This is a genomic window from Actinomycetota bacterium, assembly GCA_035540895.1.
Lineage (GTDB): Bacteria > Actinomycetota > JAICYB01 > JAICYB01 > JAICYB01 > DATLFR01.
Window position 1 is genome coordinate 15,466 of sequence record DATLFR010000237.1, and the last position, 22,234, is coordinate 37,699.

Sequence of the window (22,234 nt, forward strand, 5' to 3'; positions counted from 1 at the left end):
CCGCGTGTACGTCGTCGGCCTCACCGGCGGGATCGGCACCGGCAAGACGACCGTGGCGAGGATGCTCGCCGACCGGGGAGCCGAGGTCATCGACGCCGACGTGCTGGCCCGCGAGGTCATCGCCCGCGGCACACCCGGGTTCGACGAGGTGGTCGAGGCGTTCGGAGCGTCGGTCGTGGGGGCGGACGGATCGCTCGACCGCCGCGCCATCGCCTCGCTCGTGTTTTCCGACGACGAGGCCAGGGCACGGCTGAACGCGATCGTGCACCCGAAGGTCTACGAGCGGATCGCGGCCCGCCTGGCCGAGCTGTCGGCGACGGATGCGATCGTGGTGCTGGACGTGCCGCTGCTGCTCGAGTCGTCGTCCGGCTCCCGGGAGGCGGTCGCCGAGGTGATCGTGGTGGTCGCGTCGGAGGAGAACGCGCTCGACCGGGTCGTGCAGCGGGGGCTCGACCGCGACGACGCCCGGGCGCGGATGCGCGCGCAGCTCCCGATCGAGGAGAAGGTGAGGATGGCCGACCACGTGGTCAGCAACGACGGAGGGCTCCCCGAGCTCGAGGAGCAGGTGGACGCGCTGTGGCAACAGCTGCTCGCCAAGGCGGGGGCGGCGGCGTGATCGAGGCCGTCTTCTTCGACGCCGGACAGACGCTGCTGCGGGCCGAGCCGTCCTACCCGGAGCTGGCCGCGCAGGTGTACCGGTCCAGGGGCCACCACGTCGACTCAGACGACATCGTTCGGGTGAGCCGGGAGCTCGGCTCCCACTTCCGCGACGCCGCCGACCGCGGCTGGGTCTTCTCGGCCACCGCCGAGGACTCGCACCGCTTCTGGACCGCCTTCTACCGCGACCAGATGGAGCGCCTCGGCATCGACGATCCCGACTCGGTCGAGGTGCTGTACGAGACGTTCTCGGACGTGCGCAGCTACGGGCTGTACGACGACGTGGTCGAGGTGCTCGTGCACCTCCGCGACGAGGGCTTCCGTCTGGGGATCATCTCGAACTTCGAGGCCTGGCTCGACCCGCTCCTCGACCACCTGGGGATCAAGCACATCTTCGAAGTGGTCGCCATCTCCGGGCCGCTGGCCGTCGAGAAGCCCGACCCGAAGATCTTCGCGTGGGCCGTCGAGCAGATGGGGCTCCCGGCCGAGGCGTCCGCGCACGTGGGGGACCAGCCGTTCTTCGACGCCGAGGCGGCCATAGCGTGCGGGCTGCACGGGATCCTGCTGGACCGCTACGGGCAGTGGGCGGACCTCGAGGTCACCTACCCGAAGATCACGACGCTGCGCGACCTGCCCTCCGTGCTCGACCGCTGAGGCGGTCGTCCGGGGCGGATACGCTGAGTGGCCATGGCCCGCGCCTTCCACTTCCGTCCCGGATTCGAGCTCGCCGGTGACCAGCCGTCCGCAGTGGAGGAGCTGGCGCGAGCGCTAGCCGCGGGGGAGCCCCACGTCGTCCTCCTAGGTGCGACCGGGACCGGCAAGACGGCCACGATGGCGGCCGTGATCGAGAAGCTCCAACGTCCGGCTCTGGTGATCGCCCCCAACAAGACGCTGGCCGCGCAGCTCACGACGGAGTTCAAGGAGTTCTTCCCGGACAACGCGGTCGGGTACTTCGTGAGCTACTACGACTACTACCAGCCGGAGGCGTACGTCCCCCAGACGGACACCTACATAGAGAAGGACGCGACCATCAACGACGAGGTCGACCGGCTGCGCCACTCGGCGACGTCCGCGCTCCTCACCCGCCGCGACACGCTGATAGTCGCCTCCGTGTCGTGCATCTTCGGCCTCGGCTCCCCCCAGGAGTACGAGACCCAGATCGTGCCGCTCGTCGTGGGTGAGGACATCGCCCGCGACGATCTGGTCCGACGGCTCGTCGACCTCCAGTACGACCGCAACGACGCGAACGTGACCCGAGGCCGGTTCCGAGCCCGCGGAGACACCCTCGAGATCCACCCCGCCTACGAGGAGCTGCTCCTGCGGGTGGAGCTCTTCGGGGACACCGTGGAGCGGCTCGCCTGGATAGACCCGGTCACCGGTGAGCTGCGCAGCGAGGAGGGGCAGGTGGTGATCTTCCCCGCCTCCCACTACGTGACCTCGCCCGCGCGGATGCAGCGCGCCATGGCGACGATCGAGCAGGAACTCAACGCCCGGCTGAAGGAGCTGCAGGACCAGAACATGCTCCTGGAGGCGCAGCGCCTGCGCATGCGCACGCACTACGACCTCGAGATGATGCGTGAGATCGGTTACTGCAACGGGATCGAGAACTACTCGCGCCACATCGACGGGCGCTCCCCCGGCGAGGCCCCGTTCACGCTCCTCGACTACTTCCCGAAGGACTACGTCGTCTTCCTCGACGAGTCGCACATGACGGTGCCGCAGCTGCACGGGATGTACGAGGGGGACCGCTCCCGCAAGGAGACGCTCGTCGAGCACGGCTTCCGGCTCCCGTCGGCGATGGACAACCGACCCCTGCGCTTCGAGGAGTTCGTCGAGCGTGTGAACCAGGTGTGCTACGTGTCGGCTACGCCGGGTCCGTACGAGATGCGGCTGGCCAGGACGGTCGCGGAGCAGATCGTCCGTCCGACCGGGCTGGTCGACCCCGAGGTCATCGTCCGTCCGACGAAGGGCCAGATCGACGACCTGATCGCCGAGATCCGCACGCGCGTCGAGAAGGACCAACGGGTCCTCGTCACGACCCTGACCAAGAAGATGGCCGAGGACCTGACCGACTACCTGCTCGAGATGGGGATGCGGGTCCGGTACCTGCACTCCGAGATCGACACGGTCCAGCGGATCGAGATCCTGCGCGACCTGAGGCTGGGCGAGTTCGACGTGCTCGTCGGCATCAACCTGCTCCGGGAGGGGCTGGACCTCCCCGAGGTGACGCTCGTGGCCATCCTGGACGCCGACAAGGAGGGCTTCCTGCGCTCCGCCACGTCGCTCATCCAGATCATCGGACGGACCGCGCGCAACGTCGAGGGTCAGGTGATCATGTACGCCGACCAGATGACCGACTCGATGAAGGAGGCGCTGACGGAGACGGACCGCCGCCGCCAGATCCAGCTCGCCTACAACGCCGAGCACGGGATCAAGCCGGAGACCGTGCGCAAGCACGTGACGGACATCCTGCTCCAGACCCGCCCCCAGGGAGCGCCCGTCCCGGGGGGCAAGAAGGACCGCGGCCGCCGCAAGCGCACCGAGACGACGGACATGCCGCTCGACGAGCTCAAGCGCCTGATCCTCGTGCTCGAGGAGGAGATGCGGGAGGCCGCCCGCGACCTGCGCTTCGAGTACGCCGCCCGGCTGCGCGACGAGGTGTCCGACCTGAAGCGGGAGCTCCGGGAGGTCCACGGCCAGCCGGCCTGAACGGTGTAGCATCCTCCGGGTCCAGAACCGAAAGGGGTGGAGATGTACATCAGGGTGCTCCTCTTCCTGCACGTGCTCAGCGCGATCGCCGGCTTCGGGCCGACGTTCGTCTTCGCGATCACCGGCGGGCTCATGCGCCAGGTGGGCCCCAACGGGGGGCCCGTCCTGCTCGACGTGAACAAGGGCATCGAGCGGAAGCTCCTGAAGCCGGCTTCGTACGTGGTGCAGCCGCTCACCGGGTTCCTGCTCATCGGAGCGCTCGGCATACACCGCAACTGGGGCGACAACATGTGGCTGGTGATCTCTCTCGTCCTGTACGCGATCGCGCTCACGATCTCGTTGACGATCACGAGCCCGGCCCTGAAGAAGATGATCCGCATCACGAAGGGGGAGGAGGGCGCGCCCGCGGACCTGCCCGCGCTCGGGAAGAAGAGCGCGATGTTCGGCGGCATCCAGCACCTGCTCCTGATCTCGATCATCTTCCTGATGGTGGTGAAGCCCGGGAGGGGCTGAGGTTGCAGGACCTCTGGGCGGGGATCCGCGGTCTGATACGCCGGGATCCCGCCCTCTTCGCCTTCTCCGCCTTCGCGGTGGCCGCGATCGGTCTGGCCGTGGCCGTCTGGGGGCTCCCGCGCTGGCTGTTCGGGGGCGCCGCGATCCCGTACCTGATCTCGCTTCTCAACCGCTTCGGGTGGGCGCGCCGCCCGCTGTTCGAGCCGTTCGCGACGATGAGGGACCGCGGCACCCTGATGCCGGACCTGTACGCGCTAGGCTCCCGCGGGTTCCGCGTCTTCCCGCGGATCAGGACCGAGGCCGGTTTCTTGGACGTGCTCGTCGTAGGGCCGACCGGCGTCTTCACGATCCGGACATCCGCCCCCGGCCAGGAGGTCGTTCCGGGAGCCCGCGGCAAGGACGCCGTCGTCACCGAGTCCGGGTCGGCGGCGGCGGAGCGCGCGGAGGCGGAGCGGGCGGCGGTCGAGCGCGTCCTGCGCGACAGCGGGTTCGACGTGCCGGTCCGGGCGCTCGTGGTCAAGGCGGGGAAGGGGTCCGAACGCTGGCTGGGCGGCCTCGAGCACGTGGACTTCGTCCTGCCGGCTGTGGTCGTCCCACGGGTGACGTCGGGGGAGCAGGTCCTCGCCTCCCACGAGGTGGACCGGGCGCTCCGCGCCCTGCTGCACGTCGGATCAGATGCGGCTGGAGCCCCCGCGGACCCGCCCGCGGACGGTGAGCTTCCCGACCGTTGACGCCAGGATGAACGTCGGGACGATCGGGAGCACCAACCAGAGGGGCCGCCACGTCCACCAACCGGCAGTCGATGCGCGGGTCCTGACCAGGGAGCCCGGCCAGGCGCCACAGCCCGTACGCGACGGCGAAGCCGGGCGCGTGCCACAGGAAGATCGGCATCGCGTTGCGGGAGGCGAGACCGACCACGCGGGCTCCCCATCCCCGGCAGGCCCAGCCCTGAATCCGCTCCCGATTGAGCATGAGCACGCCGATCTGCAGCGCGGTGAGCGCGGCGATGGCCAGCGTCGGCGGCGCCATGTTCGATATCTCCTCGCCAGGGACGCCGACCATCGAACGGGGGTACAGCTTCATGTTCGTCAACCCGAAGAGCGCGAAACCCCCGCCGAGGGCGAGGCACCACGCGAACCGCTTGGGCGCTGCGGCCAGCCGTGGGTAGAAGAACCCCAGCTGGTGAGCCACGGCCCAGACGACCACGAGGTTGAGCAGCTCGACACCGGGCCAGCGGTACGTGAAGCGCATCACGTCGACGACCACCGCTAGCCCCACCATGATCACGACCGCCACCTCGAGCATCCGGTCGTGCAGCCACCGCCACAGCGGCATGTACACGACGAGCAGTGCGTACACGGCGAGGAACCACAAGGGGGACAGCACGAGCACGATCCCGCGCGTCACCCACTGCGCCTCGGGCGCGACGGTCCGGGCGACCTGCCAGCCCGCGAGCCCGGCCACGATCAGGGCCGACGCGGGCGCGGCCAGGGACAGCAGCCGCTTGCGCACCCACGCCCAACCGCCGCCGCTCCGCTCCCAGCTCAGGCTGTGGGCGTACCCGCCCGCGAAGAAGAAGAGCGGCATCACCTGCAGGAGCCAGGTCAGCAGCCACAGGCCGCGCGTGACCCCGATCGGGTTGGAGGCGTGGGGGCCGTCCGGGCGCCAGGTGATCGTGGTGAACACCCAGTGCCACATGACGACGACGAGGAGGCTGAGAGCCCGGACCGCGTCGATCACCACGTCGCGCCGGGCCGCGTCGGGAGCCTGCGTGACGGCCATGGAGACAAGGTGCCACGGCGGTGGGAGCGGGCGTGGGAACGCTGGATCGGCCGGGAGCGTCCAGCGCCCGATCTGGCTCTCCACCCATCCGCCTGTGCCATCGGTGCGGATGCTGGGGTGACGGACGTCGACAGGAGGCAGTAGATGAACAGACTGAAGGAAGTACCTCTGGCTCGCCTCGTAGGGACGGTCTTCGGAGCCATATACGTGGTCGTGGGGCTCGCCGGGTTCCTGGTCACATCCGGCATCGGTTTCGCCGAGCGGACGGGGGCCACGCTCATCGCCTTCGATGTCAACCCCCTGCACAACCTGGTCCACCTCGGCATCGGCGTGGCCCTGATCGTGGCCGCCAAGGCGGGCACGTCCCCGGCCCGGGTGATGAACACGGTGGTCGGCGGCACCTACCTGCTCGTGGGCCTGGCGGGGTTGGTCATCATGGACGGCTCCCTCAACATCCTGGCGCTCAACCAGGCGGACAACGCGTTGCACCTGGCCAGCGCGGCGGTACTGCTCGCTGCCGGCCTGCACCGAGCGGGCGCGACCAGCCTCGGCAACTCCGCGACGGACGACTCGCAGGAGGACGACACCGCGGATGACCCGACGATCCGCCAGAACGCGCCCGCACCCTCCCGCAGGACGCTCACCACCGGGGACACGATCGAGCGCCGGGGCGTCTACCGCTGCTCGTGCGGACGCTTCGCTGTCCTGCTCGAGGAGGGCGGGACCCTGCCCCAGTGCACCGTCGGATCGGACCACCACTTCACCTTCAGCGGCGTCCCGAAGCGCAAGGCCACCGCGCGAGCCAGCTGAGCAAGGTAGGGGCCCGCGTCATCAAGGCGCGGGCCCCACGGCGGCGCCAAGGGCCTCGAGCTCACGTCGTCGTCGTGACCGGACCTGCCGAGATCGGCGAGGCGGGGCTTCGCGGCCTGTACGTCAGCCTGACCCGCGCGACGCGGCGGCTGGTCGTCGTGCACGTCGACGACCTTCCGGATGTGCTGCTCTGATCACCCGTCAGCTCGTGTCGCAGGGTTCGGGCTCGGGTTCGAACAGCCACTCGAAGCGCTCCCGCACCGCGGCTCCCACGCCGCGGGGGCCGGGTCGGTGGATGCGGCCGTCCGGCTTGATCACCACGATCCTCCCGCGCGGGTCGCCCCGCAGCCGCCACCCCGGGCGGTGGATCAGCCGATGGTGGAACCGGCAGATCAGGATCAGGTTGTCCTCGTCGGTCCGTCCGCCGTCGACCCAGTGCTCGACGTGGTGGGCGTGCAGCCCCCATGTGCGCGTGCAGCCTTCGACCCGACAGCAGCGGTCCCGCCTGCGCAGGTGCCGCATCATGTGGGGGGGGACCTTCCGGGAGGCGCGGCCCACGCCGAGCACGCTACCGTCCTCGCCGTGGACCAGCCATTCGATGCGGGCGTCGCAGATGAGGAAGCGGAGCGTGCTGTTCGCTACGGGGCGGTCGCGGACGGTCGCCGTACCGGGCCCGCCGGTCAGCGCGGAGGCGTCGACGTGGACGACGACCGTCGCTCGGTCGGCGTCCGGGTCGCTCCCGAGCCGGACGCCGGCGAGCTCGACGAGCGCGTCCGCGTGGCGCTGGTCGATCTCGTCGTACAGCCCCGTCTCCGGGTTCGGTCCCATCTGTTCGCCCACGCGCGACAGCGCGTCGTGGAGAACGGCCCTCCGGCCCGTTGAGGCGTCCGGACAGCCGGAGGGCGGACGCGTAGTCGTCCCATCGCAGCCGCAGGAACCGTCTCCCGTGGCCCTCCGCCTCCTCCTCCTCGTTCACGCGCCGCGCTTCGCGGGCTCGCCGCCGCAGAGCGGCGACCGTCATGCCGCGGGCGGCCTCCGCCCAGTCCTGCTCGTCGGACGGGGTGACGAATATCGTCAGCTCGACGACCTGCTCCCACGTGAGTAGCCCCTCGACGAGGAGCCGCCGGACCGTAGGGAGCTCCCGGAGGGCGCGCCCCACCCGCACCAGGTCGCGCGCCATCGACAGCGACCGGCCGAACCGCGCCGCGACCCACTCCTCGAAGGTGGGGGCGAGGTCCTGCTTCCAGGCCTCCTTCTCCTCCAGGACCGGGAGCGCGTCGAGGACGGCGGCGAGGGCTGCGCCGCTGAGGCCGAACATCTCCTCGATGAACGACTCGAGGTCGTGCGGGGGTAGAAACCTCAGCTCTCTCACGGACTCTCCGGCACGAACATCTGTTCCCATGGTAGAAGAAGCCAGTGACATTCACAGCCACCGCAGCGACCCTCCGTCTCCCCCCGTCACCGAGCACCGGCGGATCGCCGCGAACAGGCCCCCGTCCGTCGGCTCCCACCGCACCGCCTGCCCCGTCCGGGCGCGCCGCGTCGTCGGCCGGTTCAGGCGCACCATGAGGTGCCCGTCCACGACGGCGGCTCCCTCCTCGGCAACCTTGACCCAGGACGGCTGGACGTAGAGGGCGGCCGCGGTGCTGCCCTCGGACGACCACCCGTAAGCGTGGGCTGTCTTCGTCTCCCGGACGACGTCCACGCGTAGCGCGACGTCCGGATCGGGAGCCGTCTCCCGGACCGCCACCGCCACCAGTCGTCTGATCTCGGCGTCGCGTCCCCGCGCCGGTAGCTGGGGAGCCCGGAACGCCCGGTCGAGCTGGATCAGCGTCCGGACCCCCACGGGAGCCTGCGCGGCCACCGCCAGGCGGCGCAGGTGACCGGTCATCCAGTGCAGCCGACGGACGCTCTCGGGGTCGCGTGCGAGCCGGGAGATGTGTCGCTCGTTCAGCTCCGCCGCCCGCACGAGATCCTCGGCCGAGGCGTTACCGGTCAGGAGCGCGCGCGTCCCCGATCCCTCGAGCGGCGCCCGCGAGAGCGAGACGAGCGCCATGCAAGGGGGGGCAGCCGCGCCGAGGGCGGCCAGAACGCCTTCCGGCTCGTCGTCGTGGTCCAGCGCCCGGACCTCCCCTGCCTCCCAGACGAGCTCGTGGCGGCGGCCGAGACAGTCGAGCTCGAAGCGCAGCGGACCGAAACGGGCCAGACCGTCTGTCATAGCCACTTCAGCGTCCACCGTCCCTCCCACTCCTCGATCTCGATGGGGAACGCTACCGCCTCCCACCCGTCCCCGGCCGACATCCAGCGGAGCGCCTCCGTCCCACGCACGTGATCGCCCGGCTCCCACCCCGGTTTGATGACGAACGTCCGCTCCACCTCGCTCGCGCCGAGCGCATGCAGCCTCTGGCGCCAGGTCCGACGTAGCCACACGCCGACCACGCCTCGGTGGCCGTCGGTCCAGCCGATGACCCCGGGCTGGTCGAACGAGACGAAGACCCGAACCTTGACCGGTCCCGGGGCGGTGCGGGTGACGATGGCGGTCGCTGCGTCCCGTATCGGCTTCTCGACGGGGGTCGGGTTGGGCGGCGTGCGCCGATAGGCGAGCTCGATCGCGAGCAGCGTCCGGAGACGGATCGGGAGCCGGCCGGCGAGCAGTCGCAGCCGTGCCGCGTCCCTCATATGTGCCCCACGGACCTGCTGGCCAGGATCCGTCGTGCCCTATGCTCCTCGTCGGCGGCCCGCTCGGGTGGCCAGCCGCGCAGGGCCCCATCCACGCGCGACCAGCTATTCGGGTCGAGCCGCCAGAGCGTGTCGACCGTGAGGCAGGCCGCGGCCTCGCCTCCCAGCGCCGCGTACGCCCGCTCCGCCTCCACGTCGTGGTCGGGGAAGCTCAACCTCCCCGCCTCCCACGTGACCCGGTGCCGCGTCCCGGAGCAGTCGACCTGCACCGTCTCCGGGCCCAGCTCGGCCAGCCCGCCCCCTGTCGCACCCACGGATACAATCGTCCCCGAACTGGCGTTCCGAGCGAAAGACCTTCCCCTGTGTCCTCCCAGATCTCCATCAAGGGTGCCCGCGAGCACAACCTGAAGAACGTCTCCCTCGAGCTGCCCCGCGACGGACTGATCGTCTTCACGGGGATCTCCGGGTCGGGGAAGTCGTCGCTCGCGTTCGACACGATCTACGCCGAGGGCCAGCGGCGCTACGTCGAGTCGCTCTCCTCCTACGCGCGGCAGTTCCTCGGGCAGATGGAGAAGCCTGACGTCGAGTTCATCGAAGGGCTCTCGCCGGCCATCTCGATCGACCAGAAGTCCGCCTCCCGCAACCCGCGTTCCACCGTGGGGACGATCACCGAGGTCTACGACTACCTCCGCCTGCTCTTCGCCCGGGTGGGGAAGCCGCACTGTCACAACTGCGGACGCCCGATCGAGCGCCAGACGGTCGAGCAGATCGTGGACCGGGTCCTCGAGTGGGAGCCGGGGAAGAAGCTGATCGTGCTCGCTCCCGTGGTCGTCGGCCGGAAGGGCGAGTACGAGTCGCTCCTGGGGGACCTGGCCCGGAAGGGGTTCGCGCGGGCCCGGGTGGACGGGGAGGTCAAGGACCTGTCCGAGAAGATCCGGCTCGAGCGGTACAAGCAGCACACGATCGAGGTGATCGTGGACCGCCTCGTCCTGAAGGAAGGGATCCGCTCCCGACTGCACGACTCCCTCGAGACGGCGGCCGAGCTGACGAACGGGACCGTCGTCCTGGAGGAGGTCGACGGCGAGGCGCACACGTTCTCTCAGAACTTCAGCTGCATCGCGTGCGGGATCAGCTTCGAGGAGCCGGCCCCGCGCATGTTCTCGTTCAACACGCCGTACGGCGCCTGTCCCCGGTGCTCCGGTCTGGGTACCCGGCTCGAGGTCGATCCCGAGCTCATCGTGGCCGATCCCGACCTCTCCATCTCCGAGGGCGCGATCGGACCCTGGGCCGGGGGCCGCCTGGAGTACTTCGATCGGCTGCTCGAGTCGGTCTGCCGGGAGTTCCGGATCGACGCTCAGGCGCCCTGGCGCGACCTCTCGAAGGCTCAGCAGAAGGTGATCCTCCATGGGTCCGACGACCGTCAGGTGCACGTCCGGTACAAGAGCCGCTACGGACGGGTCCGCAACTACCGCACCTACTACGAGGGCGTCCTCCCCTGGCTGAAGCGGCGCTACGACGAGGCCGAGTCGGACGCCGCCCGGGAGCGGGTCGAGCAGTACATGCGGGAGATCCCCTGCCCAGGATGCGACGGGGCGCGGCTCAAGCCGGAGTCGCTGGCGGTCACGATCCAGGGGATCAACATCGCCCAGCTCTGCGAGATGGCCATATGCGACTCCCTGTCCTGGGTCGAGCACATGCCGATGACGGACCGCGAGCGGCAGATCGCCGAGCGGATCCTGAAGGAGATCCGCGAGCGGCTCGGCTTCCTGTGCGACGTCGGGCTCGACTACCTGACCCTCTCCAGGGCCGCCGCCACCCTAGCCGGAGGCGAGGCTCAGCGGATCAGGCTGGCCACGCAGATCGGGTCGGGGCTCGTGGGCGTGCTGTACATCCTGGACGAGCCCTCGATCGGCCTCCACCAGCGGGACAACAGGCGTCTCATCAACACGCTCGTCCGCCTCCGGGACCTCGGCAACACGTTGATCGTGGTCGAGCACGACGAGGACACGGTCCGGACCGCCGACTTCGTCGTCGATATCGGTCCGGGCGCGGGGGAGCACGGGGGAGAGATCGTGTACGCGGGTCCGCTCGAGGGGCTGCTCGAGCACCCGTCCTCACTGACGGGCGCCTACCTCTCGGGTCGGGCCTCCATAGCCGTGCCTCCTGCGAGACGGAAACCGCAGGGGTGGCTGACCGTCCACGGGCCGCGGGAGCACAACCTGAAGGGGGACGACGCCCGGTTCGCGCTCGGGTGCTTCAACGCGGTGACGGGAGTCTCTGGGTCCGGGAAGTCGACGCTCGTCCACGACATCCTGCACCAGGCCCTGATGGTGAAGATCTACCGGTCGAAGTTCGTGCCCGGACGGCACCGCAGGATCACCGGCATCGAGGACCTCGACAAGGTCATCCTCATCGACCAGTCGCCGATCGGACGGACCCCGCGGTCCAACCCCGCCACCTACACGGGCGTCTTCGACCACGTCCGGAAGCTCTTCGCCCAGACGACGGAGGCGAAACGGCGCGGCTACGGTCCGGGACGGTTCTCGTTCAACGTCCGGGGGGGCCGGTGCGAGGCCTGCGCGGGAGACGGGACGATCAAGATCGAGATGCACTTCCTGCCCGATGTCTACGTCCCATGCGAGGTGTGCAAGGGCAAGCGTTACAACCGGGAGACGCTCGAGGTCCGGTGGAAGAACCGCAACATCTCCGAGGTGCTCGAGATGTCGGTCTCCGAGGCCCTGGGGGTCTTCGAGGCGATCCCACCGATCCGCCGGCACCTGCAGACCCTCGTCGACGTGGGTCTGGGCTACATCCGGATGGGACAGTCGGCGCCCACGCTCTCGGGAGGCGAGGCGCAGAGGGTCAAGCTGGCCTCGGAGCTCGCGAAGCGGTCGACCGGACGGACGGCGTACATCCTCGACGAGCCGACCACCGGCCTCCACTTCGAGGACATCCGCCGCCTCCTCGACGTCCTGCACCGCCTCGTCGACCAGGGCAACACGGTGGTCGTGATCGAGCACAACCTCGACGTGATCAAGACGGCTGACCACGTGGTCGACCTCGGGCCGGAGGGGGGCAACGGAGGGGGACGGGTGGTCGTGATGGGGACGCCGGAACAGGTCGCCGCCACGGAGGGCTCCCACACCGGACGGTACCTCCAGGGCATGCTCCCGGCTCCCGTCACCACCCCGCGCCCGAAGCGGGCGCGCGCGGCGAAGCGCTGACGCGGACGCCTCCGGACCGCTGGAGTAGGGTGCAGCGGGGGCGGCGAACCTCGGAGGTCTGTGGGCATGGGCATGCGACTCCTCGACGAGAAGGTCCCGCTGGGCGACGAGGCCCGGGCGACCGTGCGCGGCCTGTGGATGGTCGCGGCAGCGGCGCCCGCCTACTTCCTGGCCATCCTCGCCTCGACCACGGTCTCGGGGATCCTGCCGGCCGTGGTGGTCGCCCAGACCGGGCGCTTCCTGTCCGTCATCCCGGAGGCGATCGCCGGAGGTGCAGGGTCCCCCGCGGCCGGTACCGCCCGGGACGCGCTGATCCTGATCGGCGCCGCGATCGTGGGGACCCAGGTGCTCGGTCCGCTGCAGGGAGCGGCGCTCTTCGGGGTGCAGCGCCGGTTCCAGGCCCACCTGTCCCGCCGGATCATGAGGAGCCTCACCGAGCTGCCCGGGCTGGCCCACCACGAGGACCCGGCCTTCCGTGACAAGCTCGAGGTATCCCAGTGGGTGCAGTGGGCGCCGGTCAACAGCCTCAACTTCCTGACCCATACGCTGCAGATGACCGCGCAGCTCTTCGGCATGGCGGCCGTCGCCGCCACGTACGCCAGGTGGGTCCCCCCCGCGGTCTTCGCCCTCGCTCTGCCGGAGGCCGTCGCGGCCTGGAAGCTCGTCGCCACCGTCTCCTGGTGGCGGATGCGGAGATCCGACGAGGCCCGCCGCGCCAGCTACTTCCGCCGGCTGGCGCTCACCCTCGAGCCGGCGAAGGAGCTGCGCGTGTTCGGCATGCAGGGGTGGATCCAGGACCGACAGGCCACGCACTGGCTCGCCGGCATCCGCGAGGTATGGCGTGAGCGACGGCGCGGACTCCTGATCCGCATGGGTCTGCACGCGGTCGCGCTCGCCGGGCTCGCCTGGGTCTACCTCGACATGGTGGGTGCGGCCATCGCGGGACGCATAGACATCGGCGTGTTCGCGGCTGCCTCGATGGGGGTGATCGGGATGATGTCCGCGCTGCTCGCCGTCTCCCAGTCGGCCGCTCAGCTCAGACAGGCCAACTACTACCTGCCGACCGCCCTCCAGCTGATCGACCTGCCCCGGCGCGACCCCCGGATGGAGGCCTCGGGGGTCCGGTCCGCGCGCGAGCTGGACAGGACCGGGATCACGTTCGAAGACGTGTCCTTCGTCTACCCCGGCACGGAGCGCGTGATCCTGGACGGTCTGAACCTGCACATACCGGCTGGGTCGTCCGTGGCGCTCGTCGGCGAGAACGGCGCCGGGAAGACGACGCTGATCAAGCTCCTGTCGCGCTTCTACGACCCGACCTCCGGCCGGATCCTGCTGGACGGGGTGGACATCCAGGAGCTCGACATCGTCTCCCTCCGCTCCCGCCTCGCGGTCATATTCCAGGACTTCGCGCGCTACTTCCTGTCCGCCCGCGACAACGTGGGGTTCGGGGCGGTCTCCCGGTCCGACGACCTGGAGCTGGTCAGGGAGGCGGCGGGCCGGGTCGGCGTCGTGGAGCGGATCGAGTCGCTCGAGCAGGGATGGGAGACGCCGCTGTCCCGGGAGTTCGGGGGCACCGACCTGTCCGGGGGGGAGTGGCAGCGGATCGCCCTCGCCCGGGCCATGATGGCGCAGGTCGCGGGGGACGCGGACCTGCTGATCCTGGACGAGCCCACCGCCAGCCTCGACGTCCGGCTCGAGCACGAGCTGTACACGCACTTCGCCGAGATGACGAAGGGTCGGACCACGCTCCTCGTCTCCCATCGGTTCTCGACCGTCCGGATGGCCGACCGGATCGTCTTCCTCGAGGACGGCCGGGTCGTCGAGGACGGCACCCACGAGCAGCTCATGGAGCGCGGGGGCCGCTACGCCGAGCTCTACGAGATGCAGGCCTCGCACTACCGCGCGACCGGGAGCCTGGACTGATGAGCCAGCTCGAGCAGGCACCGGCCCCGAGCCGCTTCGACCGCGACACGATCCGGCGCGTCCGGACCGTCTTCGGCAGCATCCTCGAGATGGCCTGGTCGGTCGCCCACGGACGGATGGTCGCCCTGGTCGCCTGCATGGTCGTCCTCGGGCTCGCGGGCGCGGTCGGGGGCCTGGTCACGAAGCTCGTCGTCGATGCCCTCGCCGAGGGACGCGCGTCCTCGGCCTGGCTGTGGGGGACCGTCTTCATCCTGCAGTTCGCCGCATCCTCCGCCCTCCAGCACGTCCTCGGCTTCCTGCAGCACGAGATGGGGGAGCGGATCAGCCAGGAGGTCGACCATCGGCTGATGAAGATCTCCACCGAGGCCCCCGGCCTCGACCATCTCGAGAGGCCCGAGTTCGCCGACAAGCTCAAGCTGGTCCGCAACCACCAGTACGTGCCGTTCGCCGCGCTCGCGAACCTGAACGCCCTCGCCTACATGGTGTTCGGGCTCGCCGCGGCCCTCGTCCTCCTCGGCACGATCCACCCGGTCCTGATGCTGATGCCGCTCGTGGCCGCGCCCACCGGGTGGCTGCAGTTCCGGTCCCTGCGCAAGCACTACAAGCGCTGGGACGAGGTCGTGCCTGAGGACCGGCTCGCCCAGCACTACCTCGAGCTGGCCACGGAGCCGAAGGCGGCGAAGGAGGTGCGCATCTTCGGTCTGGGGCCGACGCTGATCGCGCGGCACGAGGTCGTGACGACCGCGTACATCCGGAAGATGTTCCGCGACCGCCTGAAGCGGTCGGGTATCGGCGTCCTGACGGGCATCGCGTACGGCCTCACGCTGGCCGGCTCGATCGGGTGGATCGGGTACCTCGCCATCAACGGGCGGGCCACCCCCGGACACGTCGCCATGGGCGTCCAGGTCACCAGGATGGTCATCGGGCACGTCGAGATGGCCGCCTCCCTGGTCGCCTGGCTGGCCGAGCTCTCTTTCATGGGGGAGCGCTACCTGTGGCTGCTCGACTACGAGCCGGATGTCCGCCTCAAGCCCGCCCACGAGGTCATCGCCGCCCCCCGGTCCATCGAGCGCGGGATCGTCCTCGAAGGCGTCTCGTTCACCTATCCGGAGACCGAGAAGGAGGTCCTTCACGACGTCAACCTCTTCCTCCCGGCCCACTCCACGGTCGCCCTCGTCGGCGAGAACGGAGCCGGGAAGTCGACGCTCGTGAAGCTCCTCAGCCGGTTCTACGACCCCACGGCGGGACGGATCGTCGTGGACGGCCACGACCTGCGCGACATCGACCTCGAGGGGTGGCGGTCCGGACTCGGTGCGGCCTACCAGGACTTCGTCCGCTTCCAGCTCCTCGCCAAGGAGGCCATCGGGGTCGGGAGCCTGGAGCACGCAGGCGACCTCGAGCGCGTGAAGGGGTCCGCCCATCTGGCCGGCGCCCACCGGTCGATCGACCGGCTCCCGAAGGGGTACGAGACCCAGCTGGGCCGGGAGTTCACCGAGGGGACCGACCTCTCGGAGGGGGAGTGGCAGAGGGTGGCCATCGCCCGCGGGGGCATGCGGGAGCGCCCCGTCCTGCTGATGATGGACGAGCCCACCGCCAGCCTCGACGCGCGCTCGGAGCACGAGGTGTTCGCCCGGTTCGCCGAGATGTCGCGCCGCGAGGAGGACACGCCGCTCACCGTCCTCGTCTCCCACCGCTTCTCCACGGTGAGGATGGCGGACCTCATCGTCGTGATGGACGGGGGCCGGGTCGCCGAGATCGGCACGCACGACGAGCTGATCGCGCGGGACGGACGGTACGCGGAGCTCTTCCGGCTCCAGGCCTCCCGGTACGACTGACGTGTCGCGCGACCCCGAACGGACATGGGCCGCCCACGAGACGCCCACCCCGCTGGAGCCGGCGGTCCCCGTCCGGACCGGGCCCCCCTGGACGGTCGTCGTCGTCATGTCCTCGGTGATCCTCGTCTGGGGGGCGGCGTTCAGCGGCATCAAGGTCCTGCTCGAGACGCTGTCCCCCGGCGGTCTCACGGCCGGCCGGCTCGTGATCTCGGCCATCGTGTTCACGGTGATGCTCCCGTTCCTGGGGAGCGGGAAGCCGCGACGGGAGCCGGGGGACCTGTGGCGGCTCGTGGTGATCGGGCTGACCGGCGCGGCCGGGTACCACCTGGCCATCAACTGGGGAGAGCAGTACATCTCGGCGGGCGTGGCGAGCCTCGTGGTGGCGACGATGCCGGTGATGGTGGCGGTCCTGGCCGCGACCGTGCTGAAGGAGAGGCTGGGCCGGACCGGCGTGCTGGGGGTGCTCGTCGCCCTCGCCGGGGTGACGCTGCTCGTGCTCGGTTCGGAGGGCGGCCTGCAGGCGCGGAGCGTCATCGGCGTGCTCGTCACCCTCCTCGCACCGGCCTGCTGGGCTGTGTACACGACCGTCTCCAAGCCCCTCTCGGCACGCTACGACGGCGTGCGGCTCAACCTGCTGGGAGCGTGGCTGGGCGCGGTGATCGTGCTGCCCCTGGGGTTCGGAGATGTCTCGAGGCTCGGCTCCCTCGACGGCCGCGGCTGGTTCTGGCTGCTGTACCTGGGCATCTTCTCGAGCGCCGTCTCCTACGTCGCCTACGTCTGGGCGCTCCAGAGGTGGACCGCCTCCGGCGTAGCCAGCTTCGTGTACCTCGTGCCGGTCTCGAGCCTGGTCTGGGCGTGGCTGCTGCTCGGGGAGGTGCCTGCGCCGCTCTCGCTCGTGGGAGGGGGAGCCGTGATAGCGGGTGTGATCCTGGTGCAACGGAGGTGATCGCGTGCGGGTGATCGTCATCTCGGACATGGAGGGCGTGTCCGGGATCGTGAACGCGGAGCAGGTGCTGGCCGGGAGGCCCCTGTACGAGGAGGGCCGGCGCCTGTACACGGAGGACATCAACGCGGCGGTGAGGGGCGCCCGCGCCGCGGGCGCCACCGAGGTCATCGTCATGGACCATCACGGCGCGGGCGGCGCCTACAACTTCAACTCCCTCATCCCGGACGTGCTCGACAGCGGGTGCGAGTACGTCGTCCAGGCGAGCTGGACCGAGTACACGGCCGCGCTCGAGGAGGGGTGCGACGCGTGCCTCTTGATCGGGATGCACGCCATGGCCGGCACGCAGGACGGGGTGCTCGCCCACACGGTGTCCGGGACGTCGTGGACCGACCTCCGCTTCAACGGGACCCTGGTCGGGGAGACCGGCATCAACGCCGCGCTGTGCGGCACGTGGGACTGCCCCGTGGTCATGGTGAGCGGGGACAGCGCCACCTGTGCCGAGGCGACGGCCCTCCTGGGGGACCGGCTGACGACCGTGGCCGTTAAGCAGGGTCTCGGACGCCAGAAGGCGCGGCTGGTCGCTCCCACCCGGGCCCGGGAGCTGATCGAGGAGGGGGCGAGACGGGCGCTCTCCAACTTCGGCGCGGTAGCTCCATACGACCCCGGCTCCCCGTGCGAGATCGAGGTCGCCTTCTCGTCCACCGAGGCGCTGGACGCCTACCGGCGCAAGCCGGGGATCGAGGTGCTGCACAGCCGCAAGCTCGTCTCCCGCGGCGAGACCTGGTGGGAGGCGTGGCAGCGGCTCTACCACTGATCCCCCGATAGCCTGGGGGCATGACCTCCCGGGATCTGACCCTCTCCGACCTCGACCTGCACGCCCTCGACTTCGGACGCGGTGAGCGTCCGGACCTCCGCCGCGTTCCGGACGCGCCGGGCGTCTACCTCTTCCGCGACGGCGACGGACGTGTCCTGTACGTGGGGAAGGCCCGGTCCGTCCGCAAGCGGGTGTCCAACTACTTCGGCGCCCCGTCCGGGCTCGCGGCGCGCACCCAGGCGATGGTCGCGTCGGCTCGCCGGGTCGAGTGGGTGGTCGTGTCGGGGGAGGTCCAGGCGCTGCTCGTGGAGTACTCGCTGATCCAGGAGCACCGGCCACGCTTCAACGTCAGATACCGCGATGACAAGTCCTACCCGTACCTCGCGATCACGATGAAGGACCGCTGGCCGAAGGCGACCGTGATGCGCGGGCGCAAGCGCCGGGGCGTCCGGTACTACGGTCCCTTCGCGCACGTCTACGCGATCCGGGAGACGGTGGACTCCCTGACCAGGGTCTTCCCGATGCGCACGTGCTCGGAGTCGCTCTTCCGGGAGTGCGAGCGGCTGGGACGGCCGTGCCTCTACTTCCACATCGGCCGCTGCCCGGGTCCCTGCGTGGGGGAGGTGACCGAGGAGGAGTACCGCGCCAACGTCGACGCTTTCAGCGCGTTCCTCGACGGGGACGTGAGAGGGACGCTCGACCGCCTGAGCAACGAGATGGACGAGGCTGCCGCCCGGCTCGAGTTCGAGCTCGCGGCGAAGCGACGGGACCAGCTGGCGGCGGCCAGGCGAGCCCTCGAGAAGCAGGAGGTGGTGGCGAAGCGGCCGTTGGACGCGGATGTGGTCGGGGTGGCCTCCAACGAGCTGGACGTCGCCGTGCAGCTCTTCTTCGTCCGCGGAGGCCGCATCGCGGGACGGAAGGGGTACGTGGCCGAGGTGACCGAGGAGCAGACCGATGCGGACAGGCTCACCCTGCTCATCCAGTCCGTCTACTCCGAGCGGGAGGACGTCCCGCCCGAGGTGCTCGTCCCCCACGAGCCGGCCGAGCGCGAGGCGCTGGAGGAGTGGCTCTCGACGGTCCGAGGCGCACGGGTGAGGATCCGGGTGCCGCGGACCGGCGAGAGGGCGGCCGTCCTGCAGACGGTGACGGAGAACGCGGAGCGCGCTCTGGAGGAGGTCAGCATGAAGAGGCGGAGCGACCTGGCGGCCCGCTCCCGCGCCCTGGCCGACCTCCGCGACGCCCTGGGGCTCCCGGAGGCGCCCCTGCGCATCGAGTGCTTCGACATCTCGACGCTGCACGGGACCGAGACGGTCGGGTCGATGGTCGTCTTCGAGGACGGGATGCCCAAGCGGAGCGACTACCGGAAGTTCCGTGTGAAGCAGGTCGAAGGGGTGGATGATCTGCGTGCCATGGAAGAGGTCGTCCGCCGCCGCTTCGCCCGCCACGTCGCCGAGCGCGACAGGCCACTCGAGCCCGGGAAGCGGCCGGCCCGGTTCGCCTACCGGCCCCAGCTCGTCCTGATCGACGGAGGTCGCGGCCAGCTGGGAGCCGCGATGAAGGCCATGCACGACGTGGGCGTGACCGATATCCCCGTCGCGGCCCTGGCCAAGCGGCTGGAGGAGGTCTACGTGCCCGGGCAGCCCGAGCCGGTCCAGATCGAACGGGGCTCGGAGGCGTTGTACGTCCTGCAGCACGTTCGCGACGAGGCGCACCGGTCCGCGGTTGGGTTCCACCGTCAGCGGCGGGACGCGCGGATGCGGGCGTCGGCGCTGGACGAGATCCCCGGGGTCGGCCGGACCCGCAAGCAGGCGCTGATGAAGTGGTTCGGATCTGTGGAGAACCTCCAGCGCGCCACCGTGGACGAAATCCGCGCCGTACCCGGGATCCCCCGCCACCTGGCCGAGGACATCCACCGCCGGCTGGCCGGGAGCGCGTCTTGAAGCCGGTGCCCACGGAGGACACCTCCCCGTTCGAACTCGTCGTCATCTCGGGGCTCTCCGGCGCCGGGCAGAGCGAGGCGACGAAGACGTTCGAGGACATGGGCTACTTCGTGATGGACAACCTGCCCCCCTCGGTGCTCGAGCAGGTGGCAGACCTGTGCCGGGTCTCCCGGATACGCCGGGCCGCGGTCGTGGTGAGGCCGTCCGGTCGGGAGTTCTTCCAGGAGTTCTTCGCCGAGCTCGGGAGCGCGTTCACCCGGCTGCGCAAGAGGGGGGTCCGGCTCCGGATCGTGTTCCTCGACGCATCCGACGAGGCCCTCCTGCGCCGGTACGAGGAGAAGAGGCGTCCGCACCCGCTGGCGGTCACGGACCGGGTGCGGGAGGGCATCGAGCGCGAGCGCGAGCTCCTTCGTGTGCTCCGCGACGACGCGGACATCGTGATCGACACGAGCAGCCTGACCCCCCACGAGCTCCGTCGGCGGATCCAGAGCCTCTTCGTCGCCGAGACCGAGGAGGACGTCGGCCTCCAGGTCACGGTCCAGAGCTTCGGCTTCAAGCACGGCATGCCGATCGACGCCGACATGCTCTTCGACACCCGCTTCCTGCCCAACCCGCACTGGGAGCCGGACCTCCGCCCCCTCCCCGGGACGGACGAGCGGGTGCGCGACTACGTGCTCGGACAGCCCGACGCGGGCGAGTACCTGGGCCGCATCGAGGACATGCTTGCCTTCCTGCTGCCGGGGTTCGTCCGAGAGGGCAAGCATTACCTGACCGTGGCGATCGGGTGCACCGGGGGACACCACCGGTCGGTCGTCTTCGCGGAGGAGCTGGCCCGGTTCATCCGGGAGAACGGGTACAGCTGCGCCCTGCTGCATCGGGACCTCGACCGCGGCTAGGGCGCCCCCGACCGACCGGTTAGGATTGGTCGGTCTCGACCCCCAGTGCTCTAAGGAGGACCTCCATGGCCGTACGCGTAGGGATAAACGGGTTCGGACGCATCGGGCGCAACTTCGTGCGGGCGATCCTGGCCAACCCCGACGCCGGCGTCGAGCTGGTCGCGGTGAACGACCCCTTCGCGGACGCCCACACGATGTCGCACCTGCTCAGGTACGACTCCGTGCACGGGGTGCTGCCCCAGGAGGTGAAGGCGACCGACGACGGCATCGCGTTGGACGGGATGTCCTTCCGCAAGCTCGAGGAGCGGGAACCGGCCCAGATCCCGTGGGGGGACCTCGGGGTCCAGGTGGTGATCGAGTCGTCCGGGGTGTTCACGGCGCGCGAGAAGGCGGCCGGACACCTCGCGGGCGGCGCGCGCAAGGTGGTGATCTCGGCTCCCAGCCCGGACGCCGACGTCACCGTCTGCGTCGGGATCAACGACGACACCTACGACCCATCGCAGCACGACGTGATCAGCAACGCCTCGTGCACGACGAACTGCCTGGCTCCCCTGGCCCGCGTCCTTCACGACTCGTTCGGGATCGAGCGGGGCCTCATCACGACCGTCCACGCGTACACCTCCGACCAGAACCTGCACGACCTCGCGACCCCCAGCCGGTCGGGCAAGCCCGACCTTCGGCGGATGCGCGCGGCCGCCATGTCGATCATCCCGAACACGACGGGGGCGGCGAAGGCGATCGGGCTCGTCGTCCCGGAGCTGAAGGGGAAGCTGGACGGGATGGCCCTCCGGGTCCCGGTGCCGGACGGGTCGATCACCGACCTCGTCGCGGTCGTCGACGGGGAGCCGAGCGCCGAGGACGTGAACGCGGCCTTCCGCGACGCGGCCGGCGGCCGGTACTCGAGCGTCCTCCAGTACACGGACGACGCCCTGGTCTCCCAGGACATCGTCGGGAACCCGTCCTCCTGCATCTTCAGCGCGAAGGACACCATGACCAACGGCAACGTGGTCAAGGTCCTCGGGTGGTACGACAACGAGTGGGGGTTCTCGTGCCGGCTCGTCGACCTCTGCGCGGTCCTGGAGCGCGCCGGGCTCTGACGCGAACCCCGTGGATCTCCCCCGACTCGAGAACGCTGACGTCGAAGGGCGCACGGTCGTCGTCCGCGCCGACCTGAACGTCCCCCTCCAGGACGGACAGGTGGGCGACGACTTCCGTATCCGCGCCTTCCTCCCGACCCTCGAGCACCTGGTCTCGAAGGGGTGCCGGACCGTCGTCTGCTCGCACCTCGGCCGGCCGAAGGGGGAGCGGCGCCCGGAGCTGAGCCTGGCTCCCGTGGCCGAGAGGCTGTCCGAGCTCCTCGGCCGCCAGGTGGACATGACGACCGACTCCGTTGGCCCGGGCGTGGCCGAGGCCGCGCGTGACCTCCCTCCCGGCGGCGTCCTCGTCCTGGAGAACCTGCGGTTCAACCCCGGGTCGTTGGAGGTCTCCCCGGGGTTGAACCGCAGG

19 protein-coding genes are annotated in these 22,234 nt (G+C 70.2%); 14 read left to right on the forward strand and 5 right to left on the reverse strand.

What is annotated here, in order from left to right:
- Window positions 1–4: 4 nt before the first annotated feature.
- Genes coaE through VM840_13255 form a run of 4 tightly spaced genes read left to right on the forward strand, consistent with a single transcriptional unit; the run spans window position 5 to window position 3,879 of the window.
- Entirely contained in the window at window positions 5–616 is a 612-nt protein-coding gene (gene coaE, locus VM840_13240) for a dephospho-CoA kinase (GenBank protein HVL82548.1), read from the forward strand.
- Window positions 613–1,311, forward strand: coding sequence for an HAD-IA family hydrolase (locus VM840_13245; GenBank protein ID HVL82549.1), 699 nt, complete (start codon window positions 613–615; stop codon window positions 1,309–1,311). Before coaE ends, VM840_13245 begins: the two co-directional genes overlap by 4 nt.
- 33 nt (window positions 1,312–1,344) lie before the next feature.
- Window positions 1,345–3,366: an excinuclease ABC subunit UvrB gene (gene uvrB, locus VM840_13250; GenBank protein HVL82550.1), complete on the forward strand. Its 2,022-nt coding sequence runs from the start codon at window positions 1,345–1,347 to the stop codon at window positions 3,364–3,366.
- A 42-nt stretch (window positions 3,367–3,408) separates the two neighbouring features.
- Window positions 3,409–3,879, forward strand: a complete 471-nt coding sequence (locus VM840_13255) for a DUF2269 family protein (GenBank protein HVL82551.1) — start codon at window positions 3,409–3,411, stop codon at window positions 3,877–3,879.
- 516 nt (window positions 3,880–4,395) lie between these two features.
- On the opposite strand, the gene VM840_13260 is transcribed toward VM840_13255, so the two are convergent.
- Window positions 4,396–5,661 (reverse strand): acyltransferase, encoded by a 1,266-nt coding sequence (locus VM840_13260; GenBank protein ID HVL82552.1) that lies wholly within the window; start codon window positions 5,659–5,661, stop codon window positions 4,396–4,398.
- Window positions 5,662–5,805: 144 nt separating this feature from the next.
- On the opposite strand from VM840_13260, the gene VM840_13265 reads away from it, so the two are divergent.
- A complete protein-coding gene (locus VM840_13265) occupies window positions 5,806–6,471 on the forward strand; it encodes a DUF4383 domain-containing protein (GenBank protein HVL82553.1) in 666 nt (221 codons plus the stop codon).
- A 201-nt stretch (window positions 6,472–6,672) separates the two neighbouring features.
- Here VM840_13265 and VM840_13270 read toward each other — a convergent pair whose 3' ends face one another.
- The 4 genes from VM840_13270 to VM840_13285 form a co-directional block, all read right to left on the reverse strand.
- The gene (locus VM840_13270; protein HVL82554.1) at window positions 6,673–7,311 is read right to left on the reverse strand and encodes a DUF222 domain-containing protein; all 639 of its coding nucleotides are present in this window, start codon (window positions 7,309–7,311) and stop codon (window positions 6,673–6,675) included.
- A gap of 583 nt (window positions 7,312–7,894) precedes the next feature.
- Entirely contained in the window at window positions 7,895–8,689 is a 795-nt protein-coding gene (locus VM840_13275; GenBank protein ID HVL82555.1) for a hypothetical protein, read from the reverse strand.
- Window positions 8,686–9,150, reverse strand: coding sequence for a hypothetical protein (locus VM840_13280; GenBank protein ID HVL82556.1), 465 nt, complete (start codon window positions 9,148–9,150; stop codon window positions 8,686–8,688). The genes VM840_13275 and VM840_13280 overlap by 4 nt, the downstream gene beginning before the upstream one ends.
- Window positions 9,147–9,464, reverse strand: a complete 318-nt coding sequence (locus VM840_13285) for a hypothetical protein (protein ID HVL82557.1) — start codon at window positions 9,462–9,464, stop codon at window positions 9,147–9,149. Before VM840_13285 ends, VM840_13280 begins: the two co-directional genes overlap by 4 nt.
- A 48-nt stretch (window positions 9,465–9,512) precedes the next feature.
- On the opposite strand from VM840_13285, the gene uvrA reads away from it, so the two are divergent.
- The 9 genes from uvrA to pgk form a co-directional block, all read left to right on the forward strand.
- Window positions 9,513–12,374, forward strand: a complete 2,862-nt coding sequence (uvrA, locus tag VM840_13290; GenBank protein ID HVL82558.1) for an excinuclease ABC subunit UvrA — start codon at window positions 9,513–9,515, stop codon at window positions 12,372–12,374.
- 66 nt (window positions 12,375–12,440) lie between these two features.
- On the forward strand, window positions 12,441–14,297 hold the full coding sequence (locus VM840_13295; protein HVL82559.1) for an ABC transporter ATP-binding protein: 1,857 nt from the start codon (window positions 12,441–12,443) through the stop codon (window positions 14,295–14,297).
- Window positions 14,297–16,132, forward strand: coding sequence for an ABC transporter ATP-binding protein (locus VM840_13300; GenBank protein HVL82560.1), 1,836 nt, complete (start codon window positions 14,297–14,299; stop codon window positions 16,130–16,132). Before VM840_13295 ends, VM840_13300 begins: the two co-directional genes overlap by 1 nt.
- Before the next feature lies 1 nt (window position 16,133).
- On the forward strand, window positions 16,134–17,078 hold the full coding sequence (locus tag VM840_13305; GenBank protein ID HVL82561.1) for a DMT family transporter: 945 nt from the start codon (window positions 16,134–16,136) through the stop codon (window positions 17,076–17,078).
- 4 nt (window positions 17,079–17,082) lie between these two features.
- The gene (locus tag VM840_13310) at window positions 17,083–17,892 is read left to right on the forward strand and encodes a M55 family metallopeptidase (GenBank protein ID HVL82562.1); all 810 of its coding nucleotides are present in this window, start codon (window positions 17,083–17,085) and stop codon (window positions 17,890–17,892) included.
- A 20-nt stretch (window positions 17,893–17,912) separates the two neighbouring features.
- Window positions 17,913–19,832, forward strand: coding sequence for an excinuclease ABC subunit UvrC (gene uvrC, locus VM840_13315; GenBank protein HVL82563.1), 1,920 nt, complete (start codon window positions 17,913–17,915; stop codon window positions 19,830–19,832).
- A 5-nt stretch (window positions 19,833–19,837) separates the two neighbouring features.
- Window positions 19,838–20,728 (forward strand): RNase adapter RapZ, encoded by an 891-nt coding sequence (gene rapZ, locus VM840_13320; protein HVL82564.1) that lies wholly within the window; start codon window positions 19,838–19,840, stop codon window positions 20,726–20,728.
- A gap of 65 nt (window positions 20,729–20,793) precedes the next feature.
- Window positions 20,794–21,825, forward strand: coding sequence for a type I glyceraldehyde-3-phosphate dehydrogenase (gene gap, locus VM840_13325; GenBank protein ID HVL82565.1), 1,032 nt, complete (start codon window positions 20,794–20,796; stop codon window positions 21,823–21,825).
- A 10-nt stretch (window positions 21,826–21,835) separates the two neighbouring features.
- The coding region (gene pgk, locus VM840_13330; GenBank protein HVL82566.1) for a phosphoglycerate kinase at window positions 21,836–22,234 on the forward strand (399 nt) is incomplete at its 3' end.

What these genes read in the sequence shown, in the direction of transcription:
- uvrB (HVL82550.1), top strand. Translation starts at nt 1,345, where the DNA reads ATGGCCCGCGCCTTCCACTTCCGTCCCGGATTCGAGCTCGCCGGTGAC.
- VM840_13255 (HVL82551.1), top strand. Translation starts at nt 3,409, where the DNA reads ATGTACATCAGGGTGCTCCTCTTCCTGCACGTGCTCAGCGCGATCGCC.
- VM840_13260 (HVL82552.1), bottom strand. Translation starts at nt 5,661, where the DNA reads ATGGCCGTCACGCAGGCTCCCGACGCGGCCCGGCGCGACGTGGTGATC.
- VM840_13265 (HVL82553.1), top strand. Translation starts at nt 5,806, where the DNA reads ATGAACAGACTGAAGGAAGTACCTCTGGCTCGCCTCGTAGGGACGGTC.
- VM840_13275 (HVL82555.1), bottom strand. Translation starts at nt 8,689, where the DNA reads ATGACAGACGGTCTGGCCCGTTTCGGTCCGCTGCGCTTCGAGCTCGAC.
- VM840_13280 (HVL82556.1), bottom strand. Translation starts at nt 9,150, where the DNA reads ATGAGGGACGCGGCACGGCTGCGACTGCTCGCCGGCCGGCTCCCGATC.
- VM840_13295 (HVL82559.1), top strand. Translation starts at nt 12,441, where the DNA reads ATGGGCATGCGACTCCTCGACGAGAAGGTCCCGCTGGGCGACGAGGCC.
- VM840_13300 (HVL82560.1), top strand. Translation starts at nt 14,297, where the DNA reads ATGAGCCAGCTCGAGCAGGCACCGGCCCCGAGCCGCTTCGACCGCGAC.
- uvrC (HVL82563.1), top strand. Translation starts at nt 17,913, where the DNA reads ATGACCTCCCGGGATCTGACCCTCTCCGACCTCGACCTGCACGCCCTC.
- gap (HVL82565.1), top strand. Translation starts at nt 20,794, where the DNA reads ATGGCCGTACGCGTAGGGATAAACGGGTTCGGACGCATCGGGCGCAAC.